15 protein-coding genes are annotated in these 23489 nt (G+C 72.9%); 8 read left to right on the top strand and 7 right to left on the bottom strand.

Annotated features, from left to right (window positions below; genetic code table 11):
- Window positions 1-138: 138 nt before the first annotated feature.
- Window positions 139-3222: an AfsR/SARP family transcriptional regulator gene (locus D7I43_RS11155; RefSeq protein ID WP_275670831.1), complete on the bottom strand. Its 3084-nt coding sequence runs from the start codon at window positions 3220-3222 to the stop codon at window positions 139-141.
- A gap of 553 nt (window positions 3223-3775) precedes the next feature.
- On the opposite strand from D7I43_RS11155, the gene D7I43_RS11150 reads away from it, so the two are divergent.
- The 5 genes from D7I43_RS11150 to D7I43_RS11130 all read left to right on the top strand — a co-directional run bounded on the left by D7I43_RS11150 (window position 3776) and on the right by D7I43_RS11130 (window position 9672).
- Window positions 3776-6304, top strand: a complete 2529-nt coding sequence (locus D7I43_RS11150) for a putative bifunctional diguanylate cyclase/phosphodiesterase (protein WP_420870194.1) — start codon at window positions 3776-3778, stop codon at window positions 6302-6304.
- 48 nt (window positions 6305-6352) lie between these two features.
- Window positions 6353-7699: a glycosyltransferase 87 family protein gene (locus D7I43_RS11145; RefSeq protein WP_120328349.1), complete on the top strand. Its 1347-nt coding sequence runs from the start codon at window positions 6353-6355 to the stop codon at window positions 7697-7699.
- Window positions 7700-7708: 9 nt separating this feature from the next.
- Entirely contained in the window at window positions 7709-8341 is a 633-nt protein-coding gene (locus D7I43_RS11140) for a phosphoribosyltransferase (protein WP_120328348.1), read from the top strand.
- Between the two features lie 19 nt (window positions 8342-8360).
- Entirely contained in the window at window positions 8361-8756 is a 396-nt protein-coding gene (locus D7I43_RS11135; RefSeq protein ID WP_120328347.1) for a TFIIB-type zinc ribbon-containing protein, read from the top strand.
- Window positions 8757-8994: 238 nt separating this feature from the next.
- A complete protein-coding gene (locus tag D7I43_RS11130) occupies window positions 8995-9672 on the top strand; it encodes a maleylpyruvate isomerase N-terminal domain-containing protein (RefSeq protein WP_120328346.1) in 678 nt (225 codons plus the stop codon).
- 45 nt (window positions 9673-9717) lie between these two features.
- Here the strand turns inward: D7I43_RS11130 and D7I43_RS11125 are convergent, their stop codons facing one another.
- Window positions 9718-13692: a replicative DNA helicase gene (locus D7I43_RS11125; RefSeq protein WP_420870195.1), complete on the bottom strand. Its 3975-nt coding sequence runs from the start codon at window positions 13690-13692 to the stop codon at window positions 9718-9720.
- 530 nt (window positions 13693-14222) lie between these two features.
- On the opposite strand from D7I43_RS11125, the gene D7I43_RS11120 reads away from it, so the two are divergent.
- Window positions 14223-15788: a hypothetical protein gene (locus D7I43_RS11120; protein WP_120328344.1), complete on the top strand. Its 1566-nt coding sequence runs from the start codon at window positions 14223-14225 to the stop codon at window positions 15786-15788.
- Between the two features lie 196 nt (window positions 15789-15984).
- On the opposite strand, the gene rplI is transcribed toward D7I43_RS11120, so the two are convergent.
- The 4 genes from rplI to rpsF form a co-directional block, all read right to left on the bottom strand.
- Window positions 15985-16431 carry a 50S ribosomal protein L9 gene (rplI, locus tag D7I43_RS11115; protein ID WP_120328343.1) on the bottom strand — a complete coding sequence of 149 codons (447 nt, stop codon included), beginning with the start codon at window positions 16429-16431 and terminating at the stop codon, window positions 15985-15987.
- Between the two features lie 14 nt (window positions 16432-16445).
- Window positions 16446-16685: a 30S ribosomal protein S18 gene (gene rpsR, locus D7I43_RS11110; RefSeq protein WP_120328342.1), complete on the bottom strand. Its 240-nt coding sequence runs from the start codon at window positions 16683-16685 to the stop codon at window positions 16446-16448.
- Between the two features lie 41 nt (window positions 16686-16726).
- Window positions 16727-17254 carry a single-stranded DNA-binding protein gene (locus D7I43_RS11105; protein ID WP_192902119.1) on the bottom strand — a complete coding sequence of 176 codons (528 nt, stop codon included), beginning with the start codon at window positions 17252-17254 and terminating at the stop codon, window positions 16727-16729.
- An 81-nt stretch (window positions 17255-17335) separates the two neighbouring features.
- Window positions 17336-17626, bottom strand: a complete 291-nt coding sequence (gene rpsF, locus D7I43_RS11100) for a 30S ribosomal protein S6 (protein ID WP_120328341.1) — start codon at window positions 17624-17626, stop codon at window positions 17336-17338.
- 729 nt (window positions 17627-18355) lie between these two features.
- On the opposite strand from rpsF, the gene D7I43_RS11095 reads away from it, so the two are divergent.
- Window positions 18356-19147, top strand: coding sequence for a deoxyribonuclease IV (locus D7I43_RS11095; protein ID WP_120328340.1), 792 nt, complete (start codon window positions 18356-18358; stop codon window positions 19145-19147).
- 230 nt (window positions 19148-19377) lie between these two features.
- Window positions 19378-21963: a hypothetical protein gene (locus tag D7I43_RS11090; RefSeq protein WP_240032906.1), complete on the top strand. Its 2586-nt coding sequence runs from the start codon at window positions 19378-19380 to the stop codon at window positions 21961-21963.
- Here the strand turns inward: D7I43_RS11090 and D7I43_RS11085 are convergent.
- Window positions 21946-23463 carry a glycosyltransferase family 87 protein gene (locus D7I43_RS11085; protein ID WP_120328339.1) on the bottom strand — a complete coding sequence of 506 codons (1518 nt, stop codon included), beginning with the start codon at window positions 23461-23463 and terminating at the stop codon, window positions 21946-21948. The two genes, D7I43_RS11090 and D7I43_RS11085, sit on opposite strands and share 18 nt — an antisense overlap.
- Window positions 23464-23489: the final 26 nt, after the last annotated feature.

The raw sequence follows: 23489 nt of genomic DNA, 5'->3' as shown, positions 1-23489 counted from the left end.
TCAGTCGCTGGGGGGACCCGGGCGGCGGGCGTTTCGGCGACCCGGTTCTGAACGCACGCCAGAACCTCCCCCGTTCACCGAACGCGGCAGACCCTATCGACGCCGCCGATAAGAATTCGATAAGCCCGCCGCCGCAGGTCAGCGCGGATCCGGCGGCTCGGCGGCACCCGGTACGGGGGCCGGCTCGACCGCCGCCGGCGCAGCGGCCAGCTCGGCAAGGCAGCGCTCCACCTCGCGGCGTTCCGGCACACCCATCCACCGGAAGATGGCCAGCGCCCGCTCGCCGTGCCGGCGTGCCTCCACCGGGTCCGTACGCGCGAAGTGCGCCGCGAGCCCCGCCAGCGCGCGCCCCTGCTCGTACGGCGACCGGATCCGGGTGGCCAGTCGCAGCGCGGCCCGGTACCGCTCGGCGGCCTCGTCGTCCCGGCCGGCGGCCGCGAGCGTCCGCCCCAGCCCGTTCAACGCGGCCGCCTCGACGTGGCGTTCACCGGAGTCGGTCGCCAGGACGAGGGCGAGTTCGTGCTCCCGCTCCGCCTCGGCCAGCCGGCCGAGCGCCCGGTACGCGGCGCCCAGGTCGATGCGGACCTCCGCCTCGGCGTACCGGTGCCCGGTCCGGTCCCGCAGCGCGAGCGACGCCCGCAGCAACCGGATCGCCTGGTGGTGCCGGCCCAGACGCACCTTCACCCCGCCGATGTGGGCCAGGGCGTTCTGGATGTGGAAGTAGTCCCGGCCGATCCGGGCCCAGTGCAGGTGCAGGCGGTGGATCCGGAGAGCGTCTTCGTAGCGGCCGCACGCCGCGAGGGCCAGGCCGATGTTCGGCAGGCCGATGGTGATGTCGTGTCCACTGGCCCGCGAGTCCCGCAGGCTCTCCAGACCGACCGCCACCGCCTCCTGGACGTCGCCGCGGAACAGGTAGACCACCAGGAGGTTGGCGCGGTAGCGGAACAGGTTCTGCCGGTCCCCGATGCGTTCGCAGATCGCGACGGCCCGACTCACGTGGGCGAGGGCCGCCGCGTAGTCGCCGGTCCGGACGTATGCGGAGGCCATGTAGTTGTTCATGCAGGCGACGGCGGGCGCCTCACCCGCGGCCTCGGCCGCCGCGAGCCCGTGCCGGTGGGTGAGGAGGATGTCGTCGAAGTACGCGCGCATGTAGCAGAACCGCCAGAGGACGCGCGCCAGACGCCAGGCGTGGGCGTGGTGACCGCTCTCCCGGGCGCGGACGACGAGCGCGACCAGTTCCGCCCGCTCCCGCTCCAACCACTCCACCGGCGGGGTTCCGACCGCGTCGAGGAGGTCGGGACGGCGCGGGGGCGGTGGCGACACCTGCGCCCGGATGAAGTCGGGTTCGAGCAGCTCGGCCGGCCGCAGCGACGCGTGCAGCACGAAGTCGAGCAGTTCGCGCAGGGCCGACCGTCGCTCCTCCGCCGGGTCGACGCGCGCCGACAGCTCCGACGAGTACTGCCGGAGCAGGTCGTGCATGCGGTAGCGGCCGGTCTCCACCTCGTCGACCAGGTGCCCGTCGACCAGTTCGTCGAGGGCCCGGTCGGCGGCGTCGAGCGACAGCCCGGCCAGCGCCGCCGCCATGGCGGCGGTGACCCGGTTCCCGGGATGCAGGCTGAACAGCCGGAACAGCCGCTTCGCGGCCGTGCTCAGCGGGTCGTAGGACGTCGCGAAGACACCGGCCAGCGAGCGGTCGGCCTCGGACAGCTGCCCGAGCGCGCTGGCGTCGTCACCGAGCAGCCGCGCGAGATGGGTGAGGCTCCAGCTGGGACGCCGGGTCAGCCGGGAACCGGCCAGCCGGATCGCCAGCGGCAGGTGGCCGCAGCGGCGGACGACCTCGCGGGCGGCGTCCGGCTCGGCGTCCACCCGGTCCCGACCGGCGGTCCGCGCGAGCAGTGCGAGCCCTTCCTCGGTCGTCATGACCGGCAGGGACTCGGGTGGTCCCACGTCGAGGCCGGCGAGGCGTCGGCGCGAGGTCACGATGACCACCGTGCCCGGCAGCGTCGGGAGCAGCGGACGGACCTGCTCCCCACCGGCGGCGTTGTCGAGGACGACCACACAGCGGCGGCGAGCCAGTTCCCGTCGCCACAGCTCCACCCGGTCCGCCAGCTCCGCGGGGATCTGCGGATTGGGCACGCCGAGCTGCCGGAGCAGGGTGGCGAGCGCGCTGCTCGGGTCGATCGGCTTCTCGCCGCCGTGTCCGCGCAGGTCGATGAAGAGCGGGGCGTCCGGGTAGCGGTCGGCGAGCCGGCGGGCCACGTGCACGGCGAGCGTCGTCTTGCCGCTGCCGGCCATCCCGTCGATCACGTGCACGACGGACGTGGACGCCTCCACCCTCGCCGTCTCGGCGAGCAGCCGCTCGATGGCACCGTCGCGGCCCACGAAGTCGGTGACCGGTCGCGGTAGCCAGCCGCCGCCTCCGGCCCGCGCGCCCTCCGCCCGGGGCGCCCCGGCGTTGCCGCTCGTGGGTCTGCGCTGCCGGGGTGCCGCGACGTCGGCGCGGGACGTCTCGTCCGCGTCGTCGATGGCGCGCCGCAGGAGCCGCAGTTCCGCGGCGGGCTCGATGCCGAGCTCACGACGGAGCGCCGCACGCGCACTCTCGTACGCGGCGACCGCCCCCGCGCGGTCGCCGCGCTGGTGGAGCGCGCGCATGAGGAGCAGGTGGGCGGACTCCCGCAGCGGGTGGAGAGCGAGCAGCTCGCGGAGGACGGGCACGGCCCGTTCCTGCCGCCCCGTCCGTACCCACGCGTCGGCCAGCAGCTCCGTGGCCTGGAGCCGTTCGTCCTCGGCGGCGGCCGTCCGTGCGGCCAGCACGGGTCCGAGCGGCACGCCGGCGAGCATCGGTCCCCGCCACCGTCCCACCGCCCGTTCCAGCACCTCCGTGGCCCGATCGAGCAGGCCCTCGTCGAACAGGGCGCGGGCCTGCCGGTACTCGGTCTCGAAACAGTGGATGTCGACCTGGTCCCGTTCGACGCGCAAGCGGTAGCCGTTCGCCTGGCGCACGAGAACGCCCGCGGCGGCGTCCACCGTCTCGAAGTTCCGCCGCAGATTGGCGGCGTACGTACGCACGTTCGGAACGGCGGACCGAGGGGGCTCCTCGGGCCACAGTTCATCCACGAGTTCGGCGACGGTCACGAGCTGTCCCGGATGCGTCGCGAGCATCGCAAGAACTGTGCGCTGTTTCGGCGTTCCCAGCTGCAGCGTGCCTGAGGAAAGTTGCACCACCAGGCCGCCCAGAACGTGAATCTCCACCGTTCCCTCTGCTTTGCCGGCAATTGGGTATTCACATGATCACGCCTCGGAGCATAGGGAACGGAACGTCGCTCGGGGTGTCCGTACGCGCGACGCACAGTCTCCGACCTGCGCTCTTCCGTTCCATACAGCTCGGCGGAGGACCGGATGAACCGTTCCGTGGATGAAGGTTCCGGCCACCTGCGCGACACTGTTGGAGCAACTCACTGTTAACGCGCGGCAACGCCCCCGATACAGCTTCTGATTTCGGAGAATGGGTTAGGCGCGCTCCGCTCAGGCTTGCGGACAGAACGTAACAGATCCGCCTTCGCTTGACTTATTCTGCGCATACCGACATAAATGCTTCCGTATCCGCTGCTATCTCTCCTACGCTCGCCGCAGAAAGCTTCCGGGGGACCCCGGCGATTCGCGAGGAGGACCTGCCATGCGCAGCACCGAGTGGACCTGAGCTCTTACCAGCCCGTGACACGCGGGGTACGCTGCCGGTCGTCGGATACTGACGGTCGGCAACGGATGAGGATGCGTGAGCCGGACGGCGGATGGTCACCAGGAAACCGACCGACGCCTACTGGTGTTGGTCGGAGTGCTGGTGGCCTCGGCCGCCGCCGTGGCGCTGAGCGCCGCGGTCGCCCTCCGGCACGACCCGCCGCGATCGGTTCGCGACGCCTCCACGATCTGCGCCCTCGCCCTGATGATCGCTCTCGGAGCCGTCGTCAAGGCGCCGCTGAGGATCCGGTCCACCACCTTCGCCATCGCCTGGGTGGAGACCGCGATCGTCCTCGGGCTCGCGATCGCGCCGGCGTCCTGGGTGATCCTCTCCACCGGAGTGGGCATCGCCTGCGCGTCGTTCCTGACCCGCCTGTCCGCCATCAAGACCGCATTCGGGATCGCGAAGCACACGCTCGTCGCAGGAGGCGCCACCGCCCTGATCCTGCTCCTCGGTGACCGCTGGCCACCGCGGGGGTTCCTGCAGATCGTCGTCGTCCTCGGCGCGGTGTACCTGGTCGCCGCGCTGCTGGACGACCTGCTCGCCATGCCGGTCATCGCCCTCGCGTCGGGCAACGGCATCGCCCGCCAGTTTCGCAGCAACCTCGACCTCCGGCTGATCGGGTTCGGCGCCCGCTTCGTCGTGGCCGTCTGCATCCTGCTCATCATCCGGGCGGACCCCCGGCTCCTGCTGGCCGTGCCTCCGCTCGTGCTCAGCCTGCACGTGGCGTACTCGGCCCGGATCAGGGGACGCGCCGAACAGGAGGCGTGGCAGCATCTCGCCCGCGCCACCGACGCGCTCAACGTCGTGGACCTGGACGACGTCCTCCGCACCGCGGTCACCCAGGCCGCCGAACTCTTCTCCGCCGACGAGGTGGAGATCGCGCTACGCGACGGCGGCCGGACGGTACGCGGCGACGCCGGCGGCGCCATCACGTACGACGGGTCTGGCGACGAGCCCACCACCGTCGACGGCACCGTGGTCCCCGCCGCGCTGGAAGGGCGCGACCGGACCGCCGACGTCGGCGTCCTGCGGCTGCGCTTCCGCGGCGTCGTGGAACTGTCCGAGCGGGAACGGTACACGCTGCGCACGTTCGCCTCGGCGCTGTGCACCGCCGTCCGCAACGCCCAGGCGTACGCGGAGCTGGCCCGGGTCGCCGAGGAGCACGCCCACGCCGCCACCCACGACGCCCTGACCGGCCTGGCGAACCGGCGGCACCTCCTCGACGAGGGCGCCGCGCAGCTCGGCACCCGGCACGCCGAGGGCGTGACCGCGCTGGTCCTCATCGACCTCAACCACTTCAAGGAGGTCAACGACACGCTCGGGCACGCCGCCGGTGACCAGGTGCTCGTGCAGGTGGCCGAGCGGCTGCGCGGCGCCGCCCACGGCAACGACCTGGTGGCCCGGCTGGGCGGTGACGAGTTCGCCGTACTCCTGCGGGGCCTGCCCGCGCCCGCGGTCGCCGCGCACCGGGCGGAGAACCTGCTCGCCGCGCTGCACGAGCCGTTCGACCTGGACGGCATGCGGATCAGCGTCGAGGCGAGCGGCGGCATCGCGGCCGCCCCGGCCAGCGGCGGGATGGCGGAACTGCTCCGCCGCGCCGACGTGGCCATGTACCAGGCCAAGCGTGCCGGCCAGCGCATCTCCACGTACGCGCCGACCCGGGACACCGCCGACCTCGGCCGGCTCACCCTCGGCGGGGACCTGCCCCGCGCGGTCGCCGACCACGAGTTCACGGTGAACTTCCAGCCCATCGTCGACCTCGGCACCGGCCAGATCACCGGCGCCGAGGCGCTCGCCCGCTGGCACCACCCCACCCACGGGATCATCGACCCGCTGCGCTTCCTCGACGCCGTCGAGCGGTCCGGCCTGCTGCCGGCGTTCGCCGAGGCGATCCTCGACCAGGCGCTCATCGCCGCCACCACCTGGCGGGAGGCCGGCTTCGACGTACCCGTGGCCGTCAACGTCTCCCCGCGCAGCCTGCTCGACGCCCGCTTCCCCGGCTCCGTGCTCGCCCGGCTCCGCGCCCACGACCTGCCCCCGGACCGGCTGGTGCTCGAACTCACCGAGACCCTCACCCTCAGCCAGCTCGACGTCGTGGACCGGGTGCTCAGCCGGCTCCGCGACGAGGGCGTACGCCTCGCCCTCGACGACTTCGGCACCGGGTACTCGTCGCTGAGCCTGCTCTCCCGGATCCCCGTCCACGAGCTGAAGATCGATCGCAGCTTCGTAACCGCCATGGAGAGTTCCGCCGAGGCCGCCGCCGTCATCCGCTCCACCCTGGACCTCGGCCGCAGCCTCGACCTGACCGTCGTGGCCGAGGGGGTGGAGAGCGAGCCGCAGCGGCGGGCGCTCTGGGAGCAGGGCTGCGCCAGCGGCCAGGGACACCTGTTCGCCCGGCCGATGCCCGTCGGCACGCTCCTCGCGGCGCTGCACCGCGGCGCCGGCGGCAGCCCCGGCCTGCTGGCCGCCCCGCTGCACGATTCCGGCGCCGTCATCCGCCTCGCCCCCGGACGCCGCACCGCCGGTCGCGGCCGGGAGCAGCGCCCCCACCTCCCCGCCTGACCCGCACGCGTACCCAGGGCACGGCGGCCGTCTGACACACTTGCCCGCGTGACCGCCGCTGCCCCGACCGCCCGCCGCCGGGGCTGGCGGGCCCTCGACTCCGCCGCCGGCGGCCTCGCCCTCGACCTCGCCCTGTACGCCGGGTCCGCGGGCTTCGCCGCGCTCACCGCCGCCACCTCGACGCTGCTGCCGCACCGGGCCTGGGGCGGCACGGCGGCGATCGGCTACCTCGTCGCCGCGCTCGCCGCCACCGCGCAACTGCTCGTCCGCCGCCACGACCCGGGCTCGCCGCTCGTCTCGCTGCCGGCCCGCTGGGCGGTCACCCTCGTCACCTGGGTGACCACGGCGCTGCTGCCGCTCGTGCTCCAGAGCGTCGAACGGGCGGCCGGCCGCACCGACCGGGCACAGGAGGAGGTGCTCGTCGTCGAGCAGGCCGGCGCCCGGCTCGTCGACCACGGCACCCCGTACCTCGGCCACGACGCCATCGCCGCCCTGCCCGCCGACGAACGGCTGCTCGGCTACACCCCCTACCAGCCGGGCATGGCCCTCTTCGGGCTGCCCCGGGCGGCCGCCGACGGATGGTGGACCGACGCGCGGGTCTGGTTCGCGCTCGGCACCGCGCTGGCCCTCGCCCTCGCCGTCGCCGCCCTCCGCACCGACGCCACCGCCCCGCGCACGGACGCCACCGCCGACCGGCACCGGACGCCCGCCCTCCTCCGTGCCGTGCAGGCCGCCACCGTACTGCCGATCTGCGCCCTGACCCTGGCCACCGGCGGCGACGACCTTCCCGTCCTCGCGCTCTGCCTGCTGGCCCTCGCGCTCGCCGCCACCGGCCGGCCCGGCCGCGCCGGGGTGGCCGTCGGCCTCGCCGGCGCGCTCAAGCTCTTCGCCTGGCCGGTCGCCCTCGTCCTGATCATCTGGGGCGCCACCCGGCGGGCCGGCGTCCGCGTGGCCGCCGGCGCCGTTGGGCTGCCCGTGGCCGCCCTGCTGCCCGCCCTGCTGGTCGACCGGGACGCCCTGGTCGAGAACGTGCTCCGCTTCCCGCTCGGCCACGGGCTCGTCACCAGCCCGGCCCAGTCGCCCTTCCCCGGGCACCTCATCGCGACCGGGCTGCCCGGCGGCCGGCTGATCGCCGCCGGACTGCTCGTCGCGGCGGGCGCGGCCATCGCCGTCCGGCTCGCCCTCCGCCCGCCGCGCACCGCCGCCACCACCGCGCTGATCTGCGGGTACGGGCTGCTCGCCGCGATCGCGCTGATGCCCTCGACCCGCTTCGGGTACCTGCTCTACCCGCTCGCCCTGCTGGCCCTCGCCCCGGCCCTGCACGACCCCGAGCAAGCCGCCACGGATCCGGCTCTTTCCGGCAACTCGCGAGCGGTGGCGCGCGGCAGGGCGTAGACCTGAGGCATGACGACCTACCGCGACCGTGCCGAGGCGGGCCGGATGCTCGCCGACCGGCTCACGGGACTGATCGGCGACCCGGACGTCATCGTTCTCGGCCTGGTGCGCGGCGGCGTACCGGTGGCCCAGGTGGTCGCCGAACGGCTGTCGGCACCGCTGGACGTCCTGGTCATCCGGAAGCTCGGCATGCCCTGGGCCCGCGAGGTCGCGTTCGGCGCACTGGGCCCCGGAGGGGTGCAGGTGCTCAACGAGCACGTGGCCAGCCGCCTCGACGCCGACGACATCGCCGACACCGTCCGTCGCGAGCAGGCGGAACTCGACCGCCGCGAACAGCTCTACCGGGCGGGACGGCCGCCGCTGGACCTGACCGGCCGCACCGCCGTCATCGTCGACGACGGCCTCGCCACCGGCGCCACCGCACGGGCCGCCGTCGAGGTCGCCCGCCAGCTCGGCGCGCGCCGGGTCGTGGTCGCGGTGCCCGTCGGCTCGCAGGAGGCGTACGAGATGCTGAGCGCCGAGGCGGACCAGGTGATCTGCGCGCAGCACCCGGTGGAGTTCATCGCGGTGAGCGCCTACTACGAGGACTTCCACGAGGTCACCGACGAGGAGGTCACGGACACGTTGACGGCGACGGCGTGACCCGACCGGGTACCGTCGGGTGATGAGCCTCACCTGTCCCAAGTGCCACGGAGAAATGCGCCAGTACGAACGCAGCGGCGTCGTCATCGACCAGTGCAGCGAGTGCCGGGGGATCTTCCTCGACCGCGGCGAGCTGGAGAAGCTGTTCGAGGCGGAGGCGAACTGGAACCGCCAGCAGGCCACCGCCGCCGCTCCCGCGGGTCAGCCAGCCCACCAGCCGGGCGGCTTCCCGCCGCCTCCGCCGCCCCCGGCGGCCGCCCCGCACCAGCCGGGCTACGGTGCCGTGCCGCCTCCGCCGCCGCCCGCGCACGGCTACCCGCCGGCCCCGGCCTACGGGCACGGGCAGCACCACGGCTACCACGGCCACTACCGGCGGAAGAAGCACAAGAGCTTCCTCGACGAGTTCTTCGGCTGACCTTCGTCACCACGCCGACGGCCGGTCCGGCGCCCACCGGGCCGGCCGTCACGGCGTACGGTGACGGCGCGCGTCCGTCGGGTCCTGGCGTCCCGCCGTGCCGGCGGCCCCGCCGGGGCCTTGGCGTCGCGCGCCGGGCCGGTCGTGTCCGGGCGTCGCGCCGTGCCCACGGGCCCCGTGCAGCGTCGGGGCGCGCGGGGTCGTGCCGCCGCGTCCGGGCCGTGCAAAGCTGCATCCCATGACCGCAGTCGCACAGCACGAGGCGATGGCCGAGGCGTACGAGGGCGTCACCGCCGCGGTCGCCGGCCTGACCGACGCCGACCTGCAACGACCGACCCGGTGCCGGGGCTGGCTCGTCTACGACCTGCTGTTCCACCTGCTCTGTGACGCGCAACGGGCCCTCGTGACGCTGGCGACCCCCGCCGCCGGCCCGGCCGATGTGGACGACGTCAGCTACTGGCGTGCCGAACCGACCGATGGCGACGGCGCCGCCCGGCACGCCCGCTGGGTCCGCCGGTCCGCCGCCGCCTTCGACAGCCCCTCCGGGGTCGTGCGGATCTGGTGCGACACGGCCCCGGCCGCCGTACGGGCGGCCACGGCGAGCGATCCCGGCGGCTTCGTGGCCACCCAGGGTCACGTGCTGCGGGTACCCGACTTCCTGGCCACCCTGACCACCGAGGCGGTCATCCACCATCTCGACCTCGTGGTGGACCTGCCCGACGCGCCGCGCCCCGGCCCGCTGGCCACCCGCGTCGCGACGGCCACCGCCGACGGCCTGCTCAGCGACGACGCCGTACGCCCGTCGGGCTGGGACGACCACGAGTTCCTGCTCAAGGCCGCCGGCCGGCTCCCGCTCACCGACCGGGACCGGCGGGAACTGGGCGAGGCGGCGGGCTGGTTCCCGCTGCTCGGCTGAGCCTCCTCGGCCGCCACCCGGCCGGTCGCCGTTCCGCCGTGGCGCTCAGACGACCGCCATGTCGACGAAGCGGGACAGGTGCAGCTGCGCGGCGACCGTGATGGTGTCGGTCGGGCCGTTCCGGTGCTTGGCGACGATGAAGTCCGCCTCCCCGGCGCGCGGGGACTCCTTGTCGTAGTAGTCGTCGCGGTGAAGGAGGATGACGACGTCGGCGTCCTGCTCGATCGAGTTGTGGGTGGCGATGCCGTTCGCGATGAAATTGTGTGTCCCGAGAACGGTGGCGTCGAAGACTTCCTGCTCGCCAAGCGATTCGATCGACACGATCTCGTCCCAGAAGATGTCGTTCGTCGCATGCAGCTCAAGATCGGCCTCATCGAGGACAGCTGCGATCTTGGCCAGCCTCGACCGACTCGGAGCGTGTTTCCACAGCGCGCTCCCGCAGAACTGGGTGTCGACGGCCGCCGCGAACTCGCGATGGCTCATGCGACGCTCTGCCAGAACCTCCCGGACCCTGGTCCACACCTCGCGTGGCACGGTGTCGACGTTGGGGTTGCTCTTCATGCCCTCGAGCGAGGCGAGGAGTTCCGTACAGTTCCTCGCCCGGTCCCCGTGCACTCCGACCTCCCGCAGGAACCGCAGCTGGTCGTCCCGCCCCGAAATGTCGAGCGTGTACTGCGTGCGGTGGTTGGCCGTGCACACGGTCTTGAGCCGGCCCGTGATGCCGTACCTCAACAGAAGCCGGGAGACATCCTCCAGCATCCGTCGGCTCGTGGACGAGTAGTAGATTCGCCCACCGCGCCCCGACTTGTTGACATGGACCGAACCATCGGTCGCCCACAGATGCCGCAGGAACAGCGTGATCTGCTCCTTCGGCAGAGCGAAGACGGGCGCCGGAACGAACTTCTCATGTGAGCGGAGACCGAAGAGCCCCAAGCCGTCCAACCACTCGGCGATCGGGTTTCGGCGACCCCGGGCGAGCCGATAGGGGGCGGGCAGCCGTAGCGTGACCACCCGCGCAGCCTCGTACTCGTCGCGTACCGCCGAAACTCCGAAGTGCTTGGCAGCCTCCGTCACCGCCATGAGGTTCGCTTCGTCGCGGCTGGCGTACCGGATCGGTTGTCGCCGTACGAAGGAACCATCGCCCAGCAGGTGCGCCAGCAGCACGACCTCCGGCGCCGCCCACGGCCGGACAGCCAGTGGGGGCGGCACGTGACGGGGTGTGGCGATCCTGGCACCGGGCGCAAGATCCCCCAGAGGCATCCAGCCGGCGAACGTGAGGAACGGGTGATTGGCCGTGGCGTCGATCCACTTGCCCGAGGCGAGCGTCATCCGGAAGACCTCGCGCCTACCGCTGGGGAAGGCATGGGTCATCGTGCGCGGGGTGTAACGCAGCCCCTCGTCCAGCGCCCACACCGGGACGTCCCTCGCTCCGCTGGCAAGTAGTTCACCGAGCGTCACCTCGGTGTTGTTGTCAGCACGCAGCACCCTCGTCTCCGCCGTAAGGCAGCCCGACTCACGCAGGTCAGACAATTGTGGCCGCTTGTCCGTACGCTGCTCGGGCCCGCGGTTCAGCTGGCTGACCGCGATCACCGGGCACTCGATCTCCTTGGCCAGCAGCTTGAGACCACGGGACAGGTCCGCGACCTCCTGCTGGCGGCTCTCGGTGCGCTTCGGCGAGGTCATCAGCTGGAGGTAGTCCACGACGACCAGCTTGAGGTCGTGCCGCTGCTTGAGCCGGCGCGCCTTCGCCCGGATCTCCATGAGGTTCATGCTTGGCGTGTCGTCGACGAAGAGCGGCGCCTCGCTGATCTCACCCATGCAGCGGGCCAGCTTCGTCCAGTCGTCGTCGGAGAGCTGCCCGCTGCGGAGTACGTGCAGCGGGACCCGCGCCTCGGCCGAGAGCAGACGCATGACGATCTCGACCTTGCTCATCTCCAGGGAGAAGATGGCGGAGGCCTGGTTGGCGCGGATCGCCGCGTTCCGCGCGAAGTCCATGCTCACCGTGCTGTTGTGGGTGGGGATCATCGCGCGACTGGCCAGGTAGAGGTGCTCGGGGTTGTCGACGGTGACGCACCGGACCGGCACGCTCGGCACCGGACGCACGTCGACGATGAACCGGGAGGCCGTTCGGACGTCAGACGTCGTTCGCCGGCGTGCACGGTGTGCGGCCCGCTTCCGCTCGAGGCGGAAGACAGGGTCCGGCGTGGAGAAGTTCAGCGTGTAGGCCGTGGACGACCTCGCCGTCCGCCCCCGCACCGGCTTCGTGGTGACCGTACAGCGGTAGCCGAGGCTGACCACCAGTTCGCGTACGTCGTTGGCAAGTCGCTCGGAGGTTGACGTGTACTGCAGGTTGCCGGTGGGCGCGACCGTTCCGTCGGTGTCCATCAACCCCGCGAGCAGCGCCCGGCGTTGAGCCTCGGACGCGCGTAGGTACACCGCGGGAATGTGCTTCTCGTCGGCGACCCCAGCCTGGCGGAGCAGACCGACCAGCGAACCGTTGCGGGCGTGACACTCTGTGCACCGTCGTGTCGCCCGGTTCTCCCGCAACGCTCGCGTGGAGCGACCGCAGTCCACGCAGCGCCCGGCCGCCGACGGAGTGATCGGCTCGGGCGGCAGGATGGTGTAGACCATCGGCCCGCTGGGACGGACGGTGAAACCGTCCGCCTCCACGTACGCGACCAACTCCGGGTCAGCTGTGGTGAACCGGCTCGCGCCCGTGTGCCCGTCACCGAGCCAGACCCCGAGTGTGTACGGCGGCACCGGCAGGTCCCGCTCCGGCAGTTGCAGCGGTGCGCAGTTGCGGACAGCGTGGTTGAGCCGCCGGTCCGCGGTGTCGGTGCGCAGCGTGGCGGCGATCTCGGCGGTGGTGACGACGCCGTCGTGGCCAGCCCGGGTGCCCGCGCTCACGTGGTGCTCGGTCCGTTCGAGCACGGCGGCCAACAGCGGACGCTCGGGGTATCCGGGTGCCGTCCAGTTCCGCACCGTGCCGGAGCGGATGACCGGCCGGCTGACCCTGCCGATGGAGCCCACCCCTGTGGCGGCGGTGCGCAGGACGTGCCGGAACTCCGGACCGACCCGGTCGAGCGCCTGAGCGAACGTGATCGCCTGATCGCCGTCGGCGTCGAGCGCCGCGTCGTACGCCGCTCGGACCCTGGCCAGCTTCGACTCGGGCCAGTGACGTCGTGCCCTCCCTGGGCCCTGCCGTCGGCTCGCCCGCGTCGTCGTCTTCCAGAGGTGCTCCGCGTCCGCCACGATGACGGTGCCGTCCGAGAACTCGACCTCGTAGCACGGACGGTCGTACCTGACGTCGAATGCGTGTGTGACCGTCGTCGGAGTGCCGTCCGCCGCCAGCAGCTGGTCGCCGACCTTGACCTCTCCCATCGTGGTCCAGCCGTCGGGAGTCGGGAGAGGGGTGTCCAGCGCGAGCGCCTTCCCGAGACCCGGCCGGCCCGCCACGATCACCAGCTGCCCCGGGTGCAGACCGTTGAGCAGGCGGTCCAGGTCCGTGAAGCCGGTCGGCACACCGGTCATCACGCCGCCCTGTGCGCCCACCGCCTCGATCTCGTCGAGGGTCGGCTGGAGCATGTCGGCCAGGACGGCGAAGTCCTCGCTGACCCGGCGCTCGGTCACGTCGTAGACGGCCTGCTGGGCGAGGTCGACGATGTCGTCCACGTCGCGGCTGCCGCCGTTCGCCGTGCCGTAGCCGAGCTGCACGATCTTCGTGCCGGCCTCCACGAGCCGGCGGAGGATCGCGCGCTCGCTCACGATCCGCGCGTAGTACGCGGCGTTGGCCGCGGTCGGCACGCTGGCGATGAGGGTGTGCAGGTAGGGCGCGCCGCCGACGCGCGCCAGGTCGCCGGAGTCGGCGAGGGCGGCCGCCACCGTGATCGGGTCGGCGGGTTCGCCCCGGCCGTAGATCTCGAGGATGGCGTCGAAGATGGTGGCGTGCACCGGCCGGTAGAAGTCGTTGCTCTTGAGGATCTCGACGACGTCGGCGATGGCGTCCTTCGAGAGCAGCATGCCTCCGAGCACGCACTGCTCGGCGGCGATGTCCTGCGGTGGGGTGCGCTCGAACTGGCCGTCACGCTGCGCGGGCGCGGGCGGCTGCCCTCCGGCGCGCGGCTCCGCCCGCATGTCGTCGGTGACCGACACGGTCCCCCCTCCGATGCGTCGGATCCTCGCCCCCAGCTCTACCGTCCGGGTGCGACATTCGTGGTGACCGAACCGGTCGATCGGGGGTCATCGGCGGGCGGTCGGGGGCCCACCATACGAAACCCGAGTTCAGGGACTCAACATCGGCGGTGGACGAGCCTCGGGACAACCTGTGGACGCCGGTGCACAGGGATGTGCGCAGGGTGTGCACAGGCTGTGGACAACCACTGGGGAATTCGCGGGCACACCCGCTCTGAGCTGGGATAACGCGATCCCCAGGCTGTGGAGGGAAACTTTTCGGTGGGGTCGGCGCGTCCTTCGTCCCGTACTATCTCCAGCGAACGGCTACACCTGGACAGCGGATTGCGCCATCGGTTGAGAAGGGTCACGCTCCGGCCGTGAGTTACCGGGACTGGGGACGCGGGGAGGGTGGCCCGCGCGCACGTCGGTCGACCGTCTCGTGGAGCCCGCCCGATGCCGATCCGGTCGACCCCCAGGTTCCCGACGAGCCGCGGCGCGCGCCGGGTCGCCGGCGGTCGTGGGAGCGGGAGCAGGAGGAGCCCGTCGACGCCTACCTGCCGCGGTGGGCGCTGGAGTCCGGCGTCCGGCGCGCCGACGGCGGCGGGCGACACGCCGCGCCGGATGACGACGACGAGGTGGTCCGGCCCCGCTCGGGTGGTGGCCGGCGTGCCGTCGAGACGACCGGCGGTGGGGACGAGGCCCGCGCGACCGCCTGGCAGGAGCTGCCGGCCGCCGGCGGCCCGGGGTCGGACCACACCGGCGAGTGGACGTTCGACCGTCCACAGGAGCAGGGGTACGTGGGCAGCCGCCGTGCCGACCCGGTGGAGGACGAGCCGGTCTCCGGGTCGGTCGTCGTGCCCCGCCCTCGGCGGGCGTCCTCATCCCGTCCCCAGGTGATCTGGTCGGGAGTCGAGGAGTCGTCCGCCACCGACGAGCGGCCGGCCCGCCGGGAGCCCGAGCGACGCGCGCGACGCGCTCTCCGTCCCGTGGAGGAGTCCTGGTCCCGTCCGGCAGCCGACCCGTGGGACCGGGCGGCCCGACCCGCCGCGGAGGAAGCAGCTCCCGCGTACCCGCCGGCGGTCGACCCGTGGGACGCGTCCGGGGTGCACGCCTGGCCGGCGGCGGGCGGGACGGACCGGTGGGACGCCACCGGGGCCTGGGAGCAGCCGGACAACACCGGAAGCTGGGACCGGCCCGACGACACGGGGGCCTGGGAGCGGTCCGACAGCACCGGCCAGTGGGAGCGGTACGCCGACGCCGGCCGGTGGGACCGGACGGAGCCGCCCCGGTCGCGGCGGGACCGGGCGGACGAGAGCCGGGACTGGGCCGGGCGGGACGAGGGCTTCTGGTCAGGCACGCGACTCGCGGGCGACGACCCGCGCTGGATGGACCCGCCCACGTCGGCGCCCCGCTCGCCCGCGATCACGTACGCGGCACCGCGCGGCAGGCCCGCCGGCTACGGGGCGGGCCGGCGCCCGGCGGATCCGATCGGCGCGCCTCGTGGCACGGGCCGGCCGGCGGTCCGGCGACGGCTCGACACGCTGGACTCGGCCGCCTGGGCCCGGCGTCTGGAGGACGACCTGCTCGACCCGGATCCGGGTGGCCCGCTCCGGCCTCTGCTCTACACGGCAGCGTGCTACCTGATCCCCGCGGTCCTGATCTTCGCGTGGCTCCTGACCCTCGACGCGCGGCCTCCGGCTGGCTGCGTCACGGACATCACCGGGGGTGGTTGCGACTCGCCGAGGGCACACGCGCTGGGCTCCCTCGTCGCCGGCGCGCCCCGCTTCGCTCTGGCCCTGGCGAGCAGTCTCGTGGTGGCGGCGCTGCTGCGCCGGGTCGGGACGACCTGGCGCGCCACCACGATCGCGCTCGCCTCCGCGGTGGTGGGCGGTGGGCTGTCCACCGTGCTCATCAGCGTGGTGACCGGGCAACCGATCGGTTGATCGTTGCCGCGCCGGCCGTCACGGCGCGGGCCACCGCCGGGCTGAGCGCCCACCGGTCACCGGCACACCGCACCCGGGGCCGCTCGCCCCAGGTCGCGCCGCGCTGGGCGGTGAGCGGCGGTCGGCCGTACGCCCGCAGAGACGGCCAGGGCCCGCGCCGATCGCTCGGTGCGGGCCCTGGTCGGTGCGTGACGGGTCAGGCGGCGACGACGTTCAGGTTGAACGAGGCCGTCACCTCGGGGTGCAGCTTGATGCGCACCGGGTAGGCACCGGTCGACTTGATGTGACCGGGCAGCTCCAGCCGACGCCGGTCGAGGCTCGGGCCGCCGGCCGCCCGGACGGCGTCGACGATCTCGGCCGGGGTGACCGAGCCGAAGAGCCGACCACCGTCGCCGGCACGGGCCTTGAGGCTGACCTTCAGACCCTCGAGCTGGTCCTTCACCTCGTTGGCGTGGCCCAGGTCGCGGATCTCCCGGGCTGCGCGGGCCCGCTTGATCAGGCTGACCTGCTTCTCCGCACCCTTGGTCCAGGCGATCGCGAAGCCCTGCGGCAGCAGGTAGTTACGGCCGTAGCCGTCCTTCACCTCGACGATGTCGCCGGGGGCACCGAGGCCGGAAACCTCCTGGGTAAGGATGATCTTCATGTCGGCGCCTCCTCTCAGCGGGTCGTGGACGTGTACGGCAGGAGCGCCATCTCGCGGGCGTTCTTGACCGCACGGGCGATCTGCCGCTGCTGCTGCGAGGTCACGCCGGTCACTCGCCGAGCGCGGATCTTGCCGCGGTCGGAGATGAACTTGCGCAGCAGCGCGGTGTCCTTGTAGTCGATGTAGGTGATCCCGTCCTTGTCGAGCGGGTTCACCTTCTTCTTCGGCTTGCGAAGTGCCGCAGCCTTGGCCATTGCTCTTGCTCCTGGTTTGCGATCACGGGCGCTGGGCGCCATTAGAACGGGGGCTCGTCGTCGAAGTTTCCGCCGCCCGAACCGGAACGCGAGGGGGCGGGCGCGGCCGAGGCCCACGGGTCGTCGAAGTTGCCTCCGCCGCCCTGGCCACCACCGCCACCGAAGCCGCCGCCACCGCCGCCGGAGCGGGACATCTTCTGCACCTTCGCCGTGGCGTAGCGCAGCGACGGGCCGATCTCGTCGACCTCGAGCTCGATGACGGTGCGCTTCTCACCCTCGCGGGTCTCGTAGGACCGCTGCCGCAGCCGGCCGGACACGATCACCCGGGTGCCCCGCTGGAGGGACTCGGCGACGTGCTCGGCGGCCTGGCGCCAGACGGTGCACGAGAGGAACAGCGGCTCGCCGTCCTTCCACTCGCCGGACGCCCGATCCATGAAACGGGGCGTCGAGGCGACCCGGAACTTGGCGACCGCCGCGCCGGAGGGGGTGAACCGCAACTCGGGGTCATCGGTGAGGTTGCCGATGACCGTGATGGTGGTGTCTCCTGCCATGACCATCTCCTCGCGCACTCATCGTCTCGTCGTACAGGCTCCCAGAGCCGTACGACAGCGTCGATGAGGCTGATCCGGGCGAACCGGGTCGGATGCGCCTCAGCGCATCTCCGGCCGGATGACCTTGGTGCGCAGCACCGACTCGTTGAGTCGCAGCTGACGGTCCAGCTCGGCCACCGCCTCCGGCGTCGCCTGGAGGTCGATGACGGCGTAGATGCCCTCGGCCTTCTTGTTGATCTCGTACGCGAGGCGCCGGCGGCCCCACACGTCGGTCTTCTCCACCGAGCCGCCCGCGGTCCGGATCACGTTCAGGTACGTGTCGAGCGACGGGGCGACGGTGCGCTCCTCGAGGCTGGGGTCGAGGATCACCATGACTTCGTAATGACGCAAGACGTGCTCACCTCCTGTGGGCTAAGCGGCCACGGTCCTTCCGTGGCAGGAGGTCGTGCGTCGTGGACCGCTCCAGGGTCGGGGGGACCCGCCCGGACGCGGACAACCGGGCCAGGATACCTGGTCGGGACGATCATGCCCGGGCCGGTGCACGCTGCGGCTGGTCGCGTGCACACCGACCCGGCCGGTGCGCTCCCAGTCCGGGCTCTACAGCGTCGTCGTCCCCGGCCCGCAGCCACGGCACACCCCGGGAAACGCGGCGACGGGGGTCCGCGCCGGCCGTCAGGCTGGCAGCGGACCCCCGTCCACGAGGCCGCGGGGCGTCCCGTCCGCATTCCTTGGGTGGGACCTGGGGAGGAACGACCACACCGATGAGGTTGGACCGGAGACGCCCCGCGGAGCTTTATCGTGTTGTTACCTGACGATACAACTGCTGTCGTCACTTGTCGGTGGAAATGGCGCAAATTCCTGAGAATTTTGTGATCGCCCTGTTCGTACCGGGCCGGCCCTCGCCGCGTCGGGCCACACGACGAGGGCGCCCGCGTCGGGGAATGACACCCGCCGCCCGGCCGGAGCCTCGACCGGCGCCGATGCCGACGAGCGGGCCAGGGACGACGTGCCTCCACTCCCCTCTCATCAACGACCGCCGACAGGTCGGGTGACGTTCGCGGCCACAACTCGCTCCCGTCGTCGTTCCGCGCGTCGGAGGCGCGACGTAGGCTCGCCTCCATGCGTATCGGAGCCCACGTCGATTCGACCGACCCGCTCGCGGAGGCGGCCGCTCGTGAAGCCGACGCCGTGCAGTTCTTCCTCTCCGACCCGCAGGGATGGAAGGCGCCAGCGCCCCGGGAGGACGCCGAGCGGCTGCGCGACGCCGAGACCGAGATCTATGTGCACGCGCCGTACGTCATCAACGTGGCGACCCTCAACAACCGGATCCGGATCCCGAGCCGCAAGCTCCTGCTGAGCCACGCCACGGCGGCCGCCACGGTGGGAGCGAAGGGGCTGATCGTCCACGGCGGGCACGTCAACGCCGGTGACGACCTGGCGGTGGGGTTCGACAACTGGCGCAAGACCTTCGCGTACGCGGCCGAGTCCGGCGGCTTCGCCGTCCCGGTCCTCATCGAGAACACGGCCGGCGGCGACAACGCCTGCGCGCGACGGCTGGACGCGCTCGCCCGGCTCTGGGACGCCGTGGGGGAGTTCGAGGTGGGCTTCTGCCTGGACACCTGCCACGCCCACGCCGGCGGTGAGGAACTGCTCGGCCTCGTCGACCGGGTCAAGGCGATCACCGGTCGCATCGACCTGGTGCACGCCAACAACTCCAAGGGGGCGTTCGGCTCCGGGCAGGACCGGCACGACAACCTCGGCGGCGGCACGATCGACCCCGAGCTGGTGGTGGCCGTGATCCGGGCAGCCGGCGCGCCGGTCATCGTGGAGACGCCGGGCGGCGCGACGGGTCAGGCCGCCGACATCGCCTTCCTTCGTGAGCAGCTCGGGACGGAGCGGCCGGCGGCATGACGACCGGACAGTCGGAGGCCGGAGGCGCGCCAGCCCCGGCCGGGAACAGCCAGGAACGCCGGGAGGGGGCCACGCCCCCCGCTGGCGGCGGGGCGGGCACCGCGGACGCGACGGTCGATGGGCCGCGCGCGAGCGACGCGACGGGCGACCGAGCCGCCGGACCCACGGCCGGGACGAGCGGCGCGGCTGGGACGAGCGGCGCGGCTGGGACGAGCGGCGCGGCGACCGCGGTGACCGGGAAGGCCGCCGCTGCCGACAAGCCCGCCACCGACGGGCCGGACGCCGGCATGCCCGCCCGGAACAACACGACCGCCGTCGGCGAGCCCGCCGAGGCCGGTGGAACGACCGCGGGCCGCAACGCCGGCGAGAACGGTGGGACGAGCACGGACTCCACGGTCGCCGAGGCCGGTGGAACGACCGCGGCCCGCAAGCCCCACGACAGCGGCGAGACGACCCCGGGCCGCAAGCCCGACGTGATCGCTGGAACGAGCGCCGACGGCGAGGCCGCCCAGACCGACGGCAAGTCCGGCAGCACCGACGAGAGAACCGGCGACGACAAGGCCACCGAGACCGGCAAGACCACCGACGACACGGTCGCCGACACCGACAAGACGGCCACCGACGACACGGTCGCCGACACCGGCAAGACGGCCACCGACGGCGGCGAGGCCACCGGGACCGACAAGACGGCCACCGACGGCAAGCCCGGCGACACCGACAAGACCACCGCCGACGGCAAGGCCGGCGGGACCGACGAGACCAGCACCGACGGGGAGGCCACGGCCGACCCCTGGGCCGCCTTCGGGCCCGCGCCGGAGCCCGTACCCGGTCGCGTACGGCGCGTCGGGCGGGCGGTCGGCCGGTCCCTCGTTCACGAGTGGACGCTCGCGGCGCTCGGCTCCCTCGCGCTCGCGGTGCTCATGACGTGGCCGACGCTGCGCTACCCGCGCTACACGCTGCCGCAGGACACCTGGGACCCGAGCCTGCAGTCCTGGCAGATGGCCTGGTCGGGGCACATCCTGCTGACCAACCCGGCCCAGCTGTGGCAGTCCAACTCGTTCTTCCCCGAGGCGTGGAGCTTCGCCTTCTCCGACACGCTGCTCGGCTACGCGCCGGCCGGCATGATCGGCACCGGTCCCGAGGCCGCCGTCCTCCGCTACAACATCATGTTCGTGCTGGCGCACGCGCTCGCCACGTTCGGGGCGTACGCGCTGGCACGGCAACTCGGCTCGGCACGGATGGGCGCGGCGGTGGCCGGGGTCGGTTACGCGTACGCGCCGTGGCTGCTGGCGCAGGCCGGGCACCTCCACGTGCTCTCCAACGGCGGCATCCCGCTGGCGCTCGCCATGCTGGCGCGGGGCCACGGCTGGTCGCTGCGGCACGGTTACCGGCCCGAGCGCCGGCACGACGGCTGGGTGTACGCCGGCTGGCTGGTGGCGGCCTGGCAGCTCAGCCTCGGCTTCGGGATCGGCCTGCCGTTCGCGTACTTCCTCGGCGCGGCCGTGCTCGTCGCGGCGGTCACCTGGTACGTCCGGCGCTGGTTCGGCGGCGTACGGCGGCCGTTCGGCGTCCGGCTGTTCATCGCCGACCTGGTGGGTGGCGCGCTCTTCGCCGGCGTGGGGCTGCTGATGGCCATCCCGTACTTCAGGGTGACCGAGCTGCACCCCAACGCCGAGCGGTCGGTCGGCGACATCGCGCTCTTCTCGCCGCCCGCGTCCGGCTTCGTGACCGCACCGGCCGAGTCGCGGATCTGGGGCGGACTGCACGAGGGCGCCCGGGCGGCCCTGCCGTGGCACCCCGAGATGACCCTGCTGCCCGGCTTCGTGCTCTACGCCCTGGCCGCCGGTGGCCTCTTCTTCTCCGTGTGGAGGCTGCGGCACCGCCTCCTGCTGCTCGCCGGTGTGCTCGGCACGATGGTGCTGGCCATGGGCACCCGCTTCTTCGGCGGCACCTGGACGTACGTGCCCCTCTTCGAGCACCTGCCCGGCTGGAACGGCCTGCGCACCCCCGGCCGGCTCATGCTCTGGGTCACGCTGCTGCTCTGCCTGCTGGCGGCGGGCGCGGTCACCGCGCTCACCGACCGGGTGCACGACCTCGCCGCGCAGCGGATCCCGTCCTGGCCCGGCCCGTGGCTCCGGCTGGCCAGTGTGCTGCCGTTGCTCCTCGTGACGGCGGAGGGGCTGAACACCACACCCCACCCGGTCGCCCCGGCGCAGCCCGAGGCCATGCGCGTCGTCGACGGCCCGATGCTGGTCCTGCCGAGCAACCAGGGCCTCGACCAGCACGTCATGCTCTGGTCCACGACCCACTTCCAGGACGTGGTGAACGGCGGCAGCGGCTTCACTCCCCGGCAACTGGACGACGTCCGTCGGGTGACCCAGACGTTCCCCGACCAGGTCAGCGTGGACTACCTGCGCACGCTGGGCGTACGCAACGTGGTGCTGCTGCGCGACCAGATCGCGGGCACGCCGTGGGAGATGTCGGTGGACACGCCGGTGGACTCGCTCGGGATCACCCGGGAGGAGATCGGTTCGGCGGTGGTCTACCGGCTCTGGCCCGGCGACTCGTCGTCGGGTCCGCAGCCGACGCCGTCCGGCCAGCCGACCGATCTGCCGACGAGCCTGCCGACCGGCCTTCCGACGAGTCTCCCCAGCGGTCTCCCCAGCGGTCTGCCGACCGATCTGCCGAGTGGACTGCCGACCAGCCTCCCCAGCGGCCTGCCGAGCGGCCTGCCCACGAGCCTGCCGACGCAGGCCGCCGGCGCGCTCGGCTCAACCGAAGCGGCCGGCGCGCTCGGCTCAGCCGGTGGCCGGTAGCGACTCGGTCGGCACCGACTCGGCCGGCAGCGCCGAGCGCCGCCGCCACCGCTCCCACCACGGGGCGTCCGGCGCGCCGTCGAGCACGCCCCCGTCGGGGTCGTCGGCGTAGGTCGCCCGGACCGCGTCCCGCTCGGGGTGCAGGACGTCGCGCACGATCAGCCCGCAGAGCACGGCCACGGTGACCAGCCGCAGGGTGGCCGCGAGCACGAACACCCCCTCCGGGAAGACGGGCCGGCCCGTGGAGGCCCCGAGCAGTTCGCCGTAGAACGCGGCGAAGTAGCACACCTCGGCGGCCTGCCAGGCGAGGAAGGCTCCCCAGCGCGGGCGGGCGAGGACGGCGAGCGGCAGCAGCCAGAGCACGAACTGCTGGGACCACACCTTGCTGAAGATCAGGAAGGCCGCGACCACCAGGAACGCGAGCTGGGCGAGACGGGGTCGGCGCGGTGCCAGCAGGGCGAGCGCGGCCACGCCGAGGCACGCCAGCCCGAAGAGGGCGTACGAGAGCAGGTTGAGTGTCGGGATGTTGGCGTTCAGCCACTCGAACGGGCCCAACTGCCCGGGGTCGTTGCCCACCTTGCCGTCCAGGTAGCGGCCGATGTACCAGAGGGTGCCCCAGTCGATCGGGCGACTGCTGTTCAGCTCGAAGAAGCGGTCCCAGTTCTCCCGGTACGGCACGGCGGCCGGCAGGTTCACCAGGACCAGCGCCACCACGGCGGCGGCCACGGCGCTGAGCGCGGCACGCAGCCGGTTCGCCCGCAGGGCGAGGACCAGCAGCGGACCGAGCAGGAACAGCGGCCAGAGTTTCGCCGCGCCGGCCAGCCCGAGCAGGGCGCCGGCCAGCAACGGCCGTCGCCTCGCCCAGGCCAGCAGGCCGAACGCCGCCAGGCCGATGGCGAGCAGGTCCCAGTTCACCGTGGCGGTGAGCAGCAGCGCCGGCGCCAGCGCGAAGAGGGCCGCGTCCCAGGGCCTCCGGCGGCGCAGCGCGAGGATCACCGCGACGGTGGCCACCGCGAGCGCACCGAGCACCAGCGCGTTCAGGTTGTAGAACCACATGCCCTGGTTGATTCCGGGGTCGTCGCGGCCGAGCGCGTGCACCGGCAGACCGAGCGCCCCCATGAAGTACCCGGTCAGCACCGGGTACTCGACCGGGTGGTCGCGGTAGGGCACCTTACCCTCGTTCAACCCCTCGGCGTAGTAGAGGGCGAGCACGTCGGTGTAGCAGAACCGGGTGTACTGGACGTTGTTCTGCCAGGCGCCGTCCTGGCAGGGGGACTTCTGCACCCAGTGCAGGGCCAGGGTCAGGCAGACGAGGGCCAGCACGATCCTGGCCGCCGTCCAGAAACGCCGCTCCCGTCCGGCCGGGCGGTCCAGCGCCACGGCGTGGTCGCCGAGCGGGCCGCCGATCAGGCCGGACACTCCCCGGACGAACCCGTCGGAGCGGGACGGGTGGTCGGTGCTACCGGCGTCGCCGAGGTCGGGCGTCGACTGGGTGCTCATGAAGAGGCATCCTGCCGTACATCCCG

Origin of the sequence: Micromonospora globbae (genome assembly GCF_003610785.1) — a bacterium.
In the GTDB taxonomy this organism is placed as follows: Bacteria; Actinomycetota; Actinomycetes; order Mycobacteriales; family Micromonosporaceae; genus Micromonospora; species Micromonospora globbae.
The sequence above is the reverse complement of the archived record's forward strand: the minus strand, read 5'-3'. Positions and strand labels throughout refer to the sequence as shown.